Source organism: Marinomonas arctica, assembly GCF_003259225.1.
GTDB lineage: Bacteria > Pseudomonadota > Gammaproteobacteria > Pseudomonadales > Marinomonadaceae > Marinomonas > Marinomonas arctica.
The window spans coordinates 109,100-119,547 of sequence record NZ_QHJF01000015.1; the positions used below are offsets into that span (position 1 = coordinate 109,100).

General features: G+C 46.0%; 8 protein-coding genes. 4 read left to right on the forward strand and 4 right to left on the reverse strand.

Features of this window, described 5'->3' with window-relative positions; genetic code table 11:
- Nucleotides 1–180: 180 nt before the first annotated feature.
- From hrpA to DK187_RS10775, 3 genes are all read left to right on the forward strand, one after another.
- Entirely contained in the window at nucleotides 181–4,056 is a 3,876-nt protein-coding gene (gene hrpA / locus DK187_RS10765; protein ID WP_111607347.1) for an ATP-dependent RNA helicase HrpA, read from the forward strand.
- Between the two features lie 68 nt (nucleotides 4,057–4,124).
- Nucleotides 4,125–4,955, forward strand: coding sequence for an MlaA family lipoprotein (locus tag DK187_RS10770; protein ID WP_111607348.1), 831 nt, complete (start codon nucleotides 4,125–4,127; stop codon nucleotides 4,953–4,955).
- An 18-nt stretch (nucleotides 4,956–4,973) separates the two neighbouring features.
- Nucleotides 4,974–5,999, forward strand: a complete 1,026-nt coding sequence (locus DK187_RS10775) for a GGDEF domain-containing protein (RefSeq protein ID WP_223232193.1) — start codon at nucleotides 4,974–4,976, stop codon at nucleotides 5,997–5,999.
- A 16-nt stretch (nucleotides 6,000–6,015) separates the two neighbouring features.
- Here DK187_RS10775 and DK187_RS10780 read toward each other — a convergent pair whose 3' ends face one another.
- The 4 genes from DK187_RS10780 to dusA all read right to left on the reverse strand — a co-directional run bounded on the left by DK187_RS10780 (nucleotide 6,016) and on the right by dusA (nucleotide 9,927).
- Nucleotides 6,016–7,140, reverse strand: a complete 1,125-nt coding sequence (locus tag DK187_RS10780; RefSeq protein ID WP_111607349.1) for a PQQ-dependent sugar dehydrogenase — start codon at nucleotides 7,138–7,140, stop codon at nucleotides 6,016–6,018.
- Between the two features lie 215 nt (nucleotides 7,141–7,355).
- Nucleotides 7,356–7,877 (reverse strand): sugar O-acetyltransferase, encoded by a 522-nt coding sequence (locus tag DK187_RS10785; RefSeq protein WP_111607350.1) that lies wholly within the window; start codon nucleotides 7,875–7,877, stop codon nucleotides 7,356–7,358.
- A gap of 68 nt (nucleotides 7,878–7,945) precedes the next feature.
- The gene (gene tal / locus DK187_RS10790; RefSeq protein WP_111607351.1) at nucleotides 7,946–8,896 is read right to left on the reverse strand and encodes a transaldolase; all 951 of its coding nucleotides are present in this window, start codon (nucleotides 8,894–8,896) and stop codon (nucleotides 7,946–7,948) included.
- A gap of 5 nt (nucleotides 8,897–8,901) precedes the next feature.
- Entirely contained in the window at nucleotides 8,902–9,927 is a 1,026-nt protein-coding gene (dusA, locus tag DK187_RS10795) for a tRNA dihydrouridine(20/20a) synthase DusA (RefSeq protein WP_111607352.1), read from the reverse strand.
- 110 nt (nucleotides 9,928–10,037) lie between these two features.
- On the opposite strand from dusA, the gene DK187_RS10800 reads away from it, so the two are divergent.
- The gene (locus DK187_RS10800) at nucleotides 10,038–10,265 is read left to right on the forward strand and encodes a hypothetical protein (RefSeq protein WP_223232192.1); all 228 of its coding nucleotides are present in this window, start codon (nucleotides 10,038–10,040) and stop codon (nucleotides 10,263–10,265) included.
- Nucleotides 10,266–10,448: the final 183 nt, after the last annotated feature.

Consider the following 10,448-nt stretch of genomic DNA (forward strand, 5'->3'; position numbering starts at 1 on the left):
ATCACTATAACCCTTACCTTGGGATTGATGTTAGAATTTACAACTATATAGATAGAGGTTTTCTTACCACCACTAAGCTGGTTATTTGCCATTTAGTGCCAAGCCCTCTAATACCAACGGCGCGTTACTTATCATTACTGTTTTCTCTGCGCCAAGTTAAAGGATACAAATTTACTTATCATGTCGACAAATGCCGTAATGACGCGCGATCGTCATCTTATTGATCAAAAACAAGCACAGCTTACCAAGCGTCAAAAGGACGGTTTGCCTTTTGACAAAATGCAATCTGAGTTGAATGCGCTCATTGAACAGTCTGAGACCTTATATCAAGCGCGTTTGTCTCGCCTGCCAAAAATCACCTACGACGAAAGCTTGCCTGTGGCCGCTCGTGCCGATGAAATCATCAAGGCGATTCAAGAAAACCAAGTGGTGATTATTGCGGGTGAAACGGGCTCTGGTAAAACCACGCAATTGCCCAAGATGTGCTTGCAAGCCGGCCGCGGTATCGCAGGTCTTATTGGTCATACGCAACCAAGGCGAATTGCGGCGCGTAGCGTGGCGGAACGCATCAGCGATGAGTTACAAGTCAAGCTGGGGGAGCAAGTGGGCTTTCAGGTGCGTTTCAGTGATGAAAGCAACGAAGAAACTCTGATTAAGCTGATGACAGACGGTATTTTGTTGGCAGAGATTCAACAAGATAAGCGTTTGTATAAATACGATACCATCATCATCGATGAAGCCCATGAACGCAGTTTGAACATCGATTTTCTGTTGGGGTATTTGAAGCAGGTATTGGCGGCCCGTCCGGACCTGAAAGTCATTGTGACGTCGGCAACCATCGATGTAGAGCGTTTTTCTGAGCACTTTGACAATGCGCCTATTATTGAAGTGTCTGGCCGTACGTATCCGGTAGAAGTGCGTTATCAGCCCTTGATGAGCAAGTCGGATTCTGAAGAGCTAGACGAAGACCAAAGCATGGAGCAAGGCATTCTTGATGCGGTAGAGCTGTTGATTGCTGAAGAGCGTCAATCTGGCTATCGCGGTGCAGGGGATATTCTGGTGTTTTTGCCAGGGGAGCGAGAAATTCGCGAGACCGCTGAGATCTTGCGTCGTGCCGAGTTGCGCAATACCGAAGTGTTGCCGCTTTATGCTCGATTGAGCACCAGCGAGCAACAACGTATTTTCAAATCCCACTCTGGGCGTCGGATTGTCTTGTCGACCAACGTGGCAGAAACGTCATTGACGGTACCGGGCATTCGCTACGTCATTGATCCAGGTTTAGCGCGCATTAGTCGCTATAGCGTCCGTTCCAAAGTTCAGCAACTGCCCATTGAAAAAATCAGCCAAGCCAGTGCCAACCAAAGGGCGGGGCGATGTGGTCGTGTGGCGGACGGTATTTGTATTCGACTCTATGACGAAGCGGATTTCAACAACCGTGCCGAGTTTACCGACCCAGAAATTTTCCGCACTAACCTAGCGTCGGTTATTTTACAGATGGCCAATCTAAAGTTGGGCGCGGTAGAAAAATTTCCTTTTGTTGAAATGCCGGACAAACGCATGATCAACGATGGTTATCGCGCCCTGACGGAGTTGGGGGCGTTGCATAAAGAGCGACTGACGCCGATTGGCCGTCAGCTGGCTAAGTTACCTATTGACCCGAAATTAGGACGAATCTTGATCGCCGCCGAGCAGCACAGTGTGCTCAAAGAAGTGGCGATTATTGTCAGCGCCTTGTCCATTCCGGACCCTCGTGAGCGTCCCCAAGATAAGAAAACCCAGTCTGATCAAGCCCACGCGGTCGATAAAGACGAAGACTCTGATTTCGCCGTATTCTTGAATTTATGGGAACGGTTTGAAGAGCAACGCCAAGCGTTATCGCAGAACCAGTTACGCCAATATTGTCGTAAGCAATTTTTGAACTTCATGCGTATGCGCGAGTGGCGCGACATCCACCGCCAAATCATGATTGCCTGTAAGCAGTTAGGCTTTAAAGAAGTGCACCATGAAGAGCGTCATTACGAAGCGATACATCGCGCTCTATTGGCGGGTATGTTCACGCAAGTGGCCAATAAAATAGAAGACAGCAAAGAAATGCTAGGCTGTCGTTCGCGTAAATTGGCGATTTTCCCCGGTTCCATGCTATTCAAAAAACCGCCTCAGTGGATTATGGCGGCCGAGCTGGTGGAGACCAGTAAGCTCTATGCGCGTGTGACGGCTCGCATTGATCCTGCTTGGATTGAAGAATACGCTGCACCGTTTGTAAAGCGTCAATATTTTGATCCGCATTTTGAGCGTAATCAAGGCCGCATCATGGCCCATGAGCAAGTGTCGCTTTATGGCTTGGTCATTGTGGCAAAACGCCGTATTGATTATGGTCACATCAACCCAGAAGAGGCTCGAGAGATTTTCATTCGTTCTGGGCTGGTGGAAGGCGAGCTGCGCACCAAGCAGGCTTACTATCGCAAGAACCAAGCGCTAATTGAGTCCTTAGAAACCCAAGAGGCCAAGCTTAGAAAACGCGACATTCTGGTCGATGACGAAACGGTTTTCGCTTTCTATAATCAGCGTTTGCCTAGCCACGTGCACAATACCAAAAGTTTAGAGCATTTTGTGAAAACCTCACCCGATGCTTTATTAATGACTCGGGATGACTTGGTGAATCAAGATGTGAAAGTCGATGACATGGCCTTTCCTGACTCGTTTGGCTTGAATGGCGTCGCATTACCGATTGATTATAAATTCGAGCCTGGTCAAGAATCCGATGGTGCGACTCTAAAAGTCCCCGTTGGCTTATTGCGTCAGCTGAGCCTAGAAGACCTAGGTTGGGCGGTGCCCGGTTTCATCAAAGAGCGCTGCGAAGCCTTGCTGCGTGCTTTGCCCAAAGCGTTACGTCGTCGTTTTGTGCCAATTCCACAGTTTGTGGATCGTGTTTACCCGAATTTATCGAAAGATAAGGGGGATTTGCTTGAGCAGCTGAGCTTGCAAATTAAGCGCGAGACCTTGATCGATATTCCACTTAATGAATGGAATGCGGAAAAGCTTGACTCTCATTTAACCTTGAACTTAGAAGTGGTGGATGAGCGAGGAAAAGTGCTTGGCGTAGGCAAAAACTTGGCGCAGCTTCAAACTCAGTTTAGTGACTTAGTGGAAGAAAGCTTCGCGAAATTTGGTACCAAACAGCATGAGCAAGAAGGCTTAACAGCATGGCCAGAGCAGGGCATTCCTGAGCGTCAAGAGATCAAACAAGCGGGCATTAAAGTAACGGCGTTTCCTGCGCTAGTGGCGCAAGGCGATCACGTGTCATTGAAAATGTTTGATGACCAAAATACCGCCGTGGAAACCCACCGAAAAGGCGTGATTACCTTGCTCAAATTAACGTTGAGTAAAGAAATGCGTTATTTGCAAAAGAATTTACCGCACCTAAAAGAATCCATGTTAATTTTTTCGCCATTAGGCCAAAAAGAAGCGTTATTGGACGACCTACTGAATGCGGTGTTAGATAAAGTCTTCTTGGATGGGCGTGCGTTGCCACGGACAAAAGCGGAATTCGAAAGCTGCGTTGTCAGCCATAAACCACAGTTGGTCAGTGTGGCGAATGACATGGCAGGGCAGCTTTATCGTGTATTATCCTCTTATCAAGCCGTCGCTAAGAGAATGAAAGGCAGTATTCCTTTGCCTTGGACACGTATTTACGGTGATATTAAAGTGCAATTAGAACAGCTGATTTACCCAGGCTTTATTGGTAATACGCCGTTGTTTTGGTTGGGACAATTGCCGCGCTATTTCAAAGGGATTGAGGTGCGTTTAGAACGTTTTCAAAATCATTTGAACAAAGAGAATCAGTATGTGTCTGAGTTGGAAGGCCTTTGGCAGACTTACAGTCGGCAGAAAAAAGCCCATGATGAAAAAGCCCTTTATGACCCTGAACTGATCAAATATCGCTGGATGTTAGAAGAGTATCGAATTTCTTTATTTGCTCAATCGGTTGGTACGCTAGAGCCTATCTCAGATAAACGCTTAAATAAGCAATGGCAAGAAGTGAAAAAATTGGTTTGATGTTATAGATAAGGTTTTGTTTTTTAGTCAGACGCTGTGTGAAGTCTTATACGTTAAGGGTACTGAAAATGTTGAAAGCAATAGGAACGTTACTTTTTGGCTCTTTGTTGTTGCTTGTGCAATCCTGCGTACAGGTGCCAGTAGAAACCAAAGAAGATCCATGGGAGGGTTTTAACCGTTCTATGTTTATTTTTAATGATGCGGTTGATGGCGCTGTTTTAAAGCCTATTGCTGAAGGATATAAGGCCGTTACGCCGAATCCTGTTCAGAAGGGCGTGAGTAACTTTTTTGCCAACCTTGGTGAAATTGGCAACATTACCAATAACCTCCTTCAGGGTAAGTGGGATGAAACGGCATCGTCTACTTTTCGTTTTTTGATTAACAGTACCGCAGGCTGGTTGGGGATTTTTGATGTGGCCAGCGAGATGGGATTAAAACGCTATAAAGAGGACTTTGGTCAAACTTTAGGTTACTGGGGGGTGTCTTCTGGTCCTTATCTTGTGCTACCTTTTTTTGGTCCTTCTACTGTGCGTGATGGTTCAGGTTTAGCCATTAAATATACGTACCTTGATGAAACAAGTATCCTCGACTTAAATGATGATGAGGAGCTTGGTTTATTAGCCTTAGATGTTGTGGAAACGCGCGCGCGTTTGCTCAGCGCCGAATCCATGATCATTGGCGATCGATACAGCTTCGTGCGAGACGTATATTTACAGAGTCGAGCGTACGATGTGTATGACGGTAACCCACCCAACAAGGCCTCAGATTCTAACGACTCGACAGGCGATGGTCTTGGGGACGATGGTTGGGGCGATGACAGCTGGGATGATGACAGTTGGGGGGACGATTCGACGTTTTCAGAGGATGAAGCATCAACTGACAGTAGTTGGTCCGAATAACTTAACTTATGGTATGGAATGAATAAGCAACTGGCGAGCTCCCATTGGTTTAACGACGATCTTTTTAATGAAATCTTACTAAAAGGTTTTTTGCTGGTTATTGGCGCCGCTTGTTCAGTGCTAATAGTGGTGAATGTATTGACAGCGAAATATCAGCTGGCCTTAATAGAAACCGTTTTACTCTTGTTGACCATTTTTGTGTGGTTCTGTTCAAAACAATGGCGCTTTTATAAATGGGCAGTATTTCTTTATGTTGCGTTTATTTTTGCGTGTATTTTGACGGGTATAAGCCATTCACCATTACATTCTGGTCGACAAGTCTGGGTGCTTATCTTCCCAATGACCTCCTACCTAATGTTAGGCAGACTAGCTGGCATCTGGTTGAATAGTATTTGCCTATGTTTAGTGAGTAGCATTCTTTATCTGCGCTTCTATGAGTACTTTGGGAAAGAACTTATTAGCGTGGTGATCAATTTGAGCTTTGCCTATGCGTTTTTGTGGGGGCTGACACATAGTGCTGAGCGAGTTCATAAAAAGATGCTATATGCGCTAAAGAAAATTGCTTCTACAGATCCGCTAACGGGGCTTGCTAATCGTCGTAATATTAGTCAGTGCTACCAACATCAGCTTCAGCAAGCGGTTGGGGAGAAAGATGCCTTGGCGCTTGTTTTAATTGATTTAGACAATTTTAAAAAGATTAATGATACCCATGGGCACGATGTGGGTGATGCTGTACTGGTAGACTTTGCAGAGCGTCTTAGAGCGCATGTCGATAATAATGATCAACTTTTTCGTTTAGGCGGAGAAGAGTTTTGTGTCCTAATGCCCGCCGCTAAAAGCAAAGACTGGGCATTGATGTTTTGTCAGTATGTGTATGACACACCGCTCAGGCTTAATGATATTAAAATACATTATACGGTGAGTATCGGTGTGTCATGCAGTCACGAAGAGGGAGATGATTTTAAACATCTTTACACCATTGCCGATCAACGTTTGTATAAGGCAAAAAGCCTTGGACGCAATTGCGTTGTGCTAAAAGGCTAAGCCGCATAATGGTTTTTTAACCCGCTTTTTTGAGGCTGGTTTCGATTGCTAGGGTGATTTTTAGCAGTTTGCCTGAATCCGTACCAATATACAGCGCGCCAGTAGAATCTTGGGCGATAGAGCGAAGGCGCTCATCGAGATCTTCCAAATAGCGTGTTTCTGTGGTTTCACCGTTTTGTTCGATTTTCACCTTGTTTAAGTGTCTTAGTGCCAACGCGGTAGAGAGGAAATCCCCGTTCCAGTTCGAAAATAACATGCCTTTGTAGCGCAGTAAGCTGCTTGGCGCGATGGAAGGAATAAACACCTTAATAGGATTATCTATACCATCCTTTTCGATACCGTCACCTACGCTAACCGGTCCCCAATACTCTTTCCCATGGGACACGATCGGCCAGCCGTAGTTAGCGCCTGGACGAATAAGATTGATCTCATCACCACCTCTTGGACCATGCTCATTGGACCAAAGAGTGTGTGTGTCCGTGTCATAAAAAAGCCCTTGAGGGTTGCGATGACCGTAACTCCAGATTTCATTGCGGATATTGGCATGCGTGACAAACGGATTATCCGCTGGCACGCTACCGTCTAAATTGAGGCGAATGATACTGCCTGCATGGTTGTTAAGATTCTGAGCGTTTTCACGCACGCCGCGGTCACCAATGGAGAAAAACACGTGTCCTTTATCGTCAAATGCTATGCGACCACCGTAGTGCTTTGAATCGGAACTGGCTGAGTCTGACACCAATAAATCTTGCCATTTAGTAAAACCATTATCGATCAGCTTGGCTCTGGCTAATGTGGTTTTTGCGCCTTCATCGGTCGGTTTGGAGTAAGTAAAATAGACCCATTTCTCCTCGTCGAAAGTGGGGGATTTGGCGACATCCAGCAGTCCACCTTGGCCACGATTATCCACTTCAGGCAATCCACTGAGGGCTTGTTGTTTGCCATTGGCCAAATTTACCTTGTAAGCCACGCCTTTTTTAACGGTGACAATGGCTTCTTGGTCATTCAATAGCGCAATACCCCAAGGTGTGCCGTCAAACTGAGTGACTTCGTCAACATTGAGTGAACCGTCGACGATGGTTTTTGAGGCGTTCGCATCTAGTGCCAATAGGCTGGCTAAAAATAGAATCCACGTTTTCATGAAGCAACCTCTTTAATTTGCTAATTTGACTGAAGTATATAGCAAATAATCGAAACAAGCGGGGAGAGCCGTTCATTTCCTCAGCAATTGCCAATTGCTTACCTAGTTGAATGAAGTATTCAGGTAAGCCAGAAATAAGGCTTTAACAAAGGAGGTTTGCTAGGACTGTGCAAAAAGGTGCATTGGCGAGTGAGCGAATAAAAACGTATCAGTCACTACCCGTAATAGCGTTCATTATCGGCGATGTGTCGAGTGACCACCGCATTCGCGGCGATAATGGCGTTATCGCCAATCTTAATGCCGGGGAGGATTTTGGCTCCGCCACCAATCCAAACTTTGTTGCCTATGGTAATAGGGCGCGCAAAGCATTCACCAGAGGCGCGTTGTTCGGCGTCTCTTGGGTGATCCACCGTATAAAGATGCACGCCCGGCCCGATGAGCACATCGTCACCAATCTGGATCTTGGCGCTGTCGAGGAAAACACAGTGGAAATTAATATAAACCCGTTCGCCAAGATGAATTTGCGACCCATAGTCACACTGAAAGCCGGGTTCAATCACCACGCTGCCAAACTCGGCAAACAAGCGGGTGACGTGACGAAGGTTGCCTTTGCTTGGATGTGCATTGAATTTAGCGCAAGCAAGGCGAGCGGCTTCCCTGCGTAGGCGAAGATCTAGGTCGATCGCATTGAATGTTTCGCCATGGATCATTTTTTCAAATTCTGTTGTTTCAGTCATTTTTCGTTCTTCTTGTGGAAAATAAAAAACGCGACCTAGGTCGCGTTTTTAGCTTACTTGCTTCTATTTTATAGCATAGACGCTAGCGTCACTTCCAACTTACGCTGATCCGCTGCGAAGTTACGAATGCCTTCAGACAATTTTTCTGTCGCCATCGCGTCTTCGTTCATTGCCCAACGGAATGCCGCTTCCGTGATCGCAGCAGGTGCCGCTTTCACACTGGTCGCAGGAACCAATTTACGCTCTAGTTTGCCTTCGTCTTTTTTCAATTCTTCAAGCAAGTTAGGGCTGATGGTCAAGCGGTCACAACCAGCAAGTTGCTCGATTTCGCCGATGTTACGGAAACTCGCGCCCATTACAACGGTGTTGTAACCATGTTCTTTGTAGTAGTTGTAGATTTCAGTGACAGACACTACGCCAGGGTCTGTTTCTGCTGTGTACTCTTGACCAGTGGATTTTTTGTACCAATCAAGGATACGACCTACGAATGGAGAAATCAGGTAAACACCCGCTTCCGCACAGGCTTGTGCTTGAGCGAAAGAGAAAAGCAAGGTTAGGTTACAGTTGATGCCTTCTTTTTCTAGCTCTTCTGCGGCCTTGATGCCTTCCCAAGTAGACGCGGCTTTAATCAACACGCGGTCACGTGATACGCCCGCTTCTTCGTATAGAGCGATCAGTTTGCGTGCTTTAGCAAGCGTCGCTTCTTTGTCAAAAGACAAGCGCGCATCCACTTCAGTCGAAATACGACCAGGAATGTACTTTAGGATTTCGGTACCAACAATCACGGCCAACTTGTCGCCAGCGTCTAGAATTTGCTGATCTTTGTCGTTGCTTTGTGTTTTAGCCCAAGCAATGGCTTGATCTAGAAAAGGAGCGTATTCAGGAATTTGTGCGGCTTTAAGCATCAAAGATGGGTTAGTAGTCGCATCTTGTGGTAAAAAATCTTTGATCGCCGTGATATCGCCCGTGTCGGCCACAATGGTCGTGAACTCTTTCAATTGAGATAACTTATTGCTCATTGCTCTTATCCTTTGCGTTGATGATGTTTGACCAAATCAATGGCCTCTAATAATACATTTATCTGTGCGTCGGCTTTATGACCGTTTTCAGAAAGGTAGCGACGGAACTGTTTGCCGCCGGCTTCGCCCTGAAAGATACCCAAAATATGTCGGGTCAGGTGCATTAAGCGTTCGCCTTCTTGCAGCTTGCGTTCAACATAAGGAACGAAAGCTTCTAGCGCCTCGTAGCGATCATGAACCAACGGCTGACCGCCAAACAATACATCGTCGACTTGGCTCAATATCCAAGGGTTATGATAAGCCTCACGGCCCACCATCACACCATCGACATGCGCTAATTGTTCTTGGCATTCTTCTACTGTTTTTATGCCACCGTTTATAATGATTTCAAGCTCTGGGAAATCTTTCTTCAACTGATGCACATAATGGTATTTCAGCGGTGGTATTTCACGATTCTCTTTCGGACTTAAGCCCGCTAGAATCGCATTACGAGCGTGGACAATAAAGGTCTTCACGCCAGTTGTCGCAATATCACCAACAAAATCTCGTACCACACTGTACTCTTCTTGGTCGTCTAAACCAATGCGATGCTTAATGGTCACAGGAATAGTACAGCTGTCCTGCATGGCACGCATGGCATCCTTCACCTTATCAGGGTGAGCCATCAAACACGCACCGATCAAACTGTTTTGAACTCTATCGCTCGGGCAGCCGGCGTTCAGATTAACCTCATCAAAGCCTGCTTGCTCCGCCATTTTTGCGCATTTACCCAACGCAATCGCATCAGACCCACCTAATTGAAGGGCAATAGGGTGTTCGCAGCCATCGTATCGTAAGAATCTTTCAGGATGATTGCCTTGCAGCAAAGCCCCCGTCGTCACCATCTCGGTATACAGCAGCGTATTTTTCGTCAATGTTCTAGCAAAAACTCGGTAATCGCTTGTCGTCCATTCCATCATGGGTGCAATAGAAAATCGACGATCAAGCTTAGTGCTTGAATTTACTGGGGTTACCCCATTATCTAATGGCATTGTGTACGTATCGAATAAGTTCAAAAAAGCGTCGCAACACAAGGGAATGACTCCCCGCGACAGATGCACAACATTATGTCATAAAATTACAAGATATCTAAGAGAGAAGAGTGTCTAGTTTTAAACTAATGGGAAAACAACTCAACGAGCAAAAACAACTTCCCGCCCCCACAGACAATCTAGCGCTAGCGGAAAAAGACAGCTATTCCCTCCAAGGAAGGCAACTGCTCAATAACATCGTCAAATCCATGCAGATACAAAGCGACCCCGTCGTCGTTCCATCAAAAGAACTCATCGACCTAATCCAAGCCGTCCGCACTTTCCTAACAAAAAAGTAACAGCAAATAGCACGACTAGCTTTTTAATTCAGGTAAGCAGACTGGGTAAACGACAACATCACCCGCGTCAAAGACTACGCCCAACGCAACTTTGTTGACTTCTAAGCGGCAAACAACTAACCAAGCTGTAGAAAAATTAAGTTTTTCATGTAAATAATCTGCCTCACCTTGGATTTGTATATT

What these genes read in the sequence shown, in the direction of transcription:
- hrpA (WP_111607347.1), top strand. Translation starts at nt 181, where the DNA reads ATGTCGACAAATGCCGTAATGACGCGCGATCGTCATCTTATTGATCAA.
- DK187_RS10770 (WP_111607348.1), top strand. Translation starts at nt 4,125, where the DNA reads ATGTTGAAAGCAATAGGAACGTTACTTTTTGGCTCTTTGTTGTTGCTT.
- DK187_RS10775 (WP_223232193.1), top strand. Translation starts at nt 4,974, where the DNA reads ATGAATAAGCAACTGGCGAGCTCCCATTGGTTTAACGACGATCTTTTT.
- DK187_RS10780 (WP_111607349.1), bottom strand. Translation starts at nt 7,140, where the DNA reads ATGAAAACGTGGATTCTATTTTTAGCCAGCCTATTGGCACTAGATGCG.
- DK187_RS10785 (WP_111607350.1), bottom strand. Translation starts at nt 7,877, where the DNA reads ATGACTGAAACAACAGAATTTGAAAAAATGATCCATGGCGAAACATTC.
- tal (WP_111607351.1), bottom strand. Translation starts at nt 8,896, where the DNA reads ATGAGCAATAAGTTATCTCAATTGAAAGAGTTCACGACCATTGTGGCC.
- dusA (WP_111607352.1), bottom strand. Translation starts at nt 9,927, where the DNA reads ATGCCATTAGATAATGGGGTAACCCCAGTAAATTCAAGCACTAAGCTT.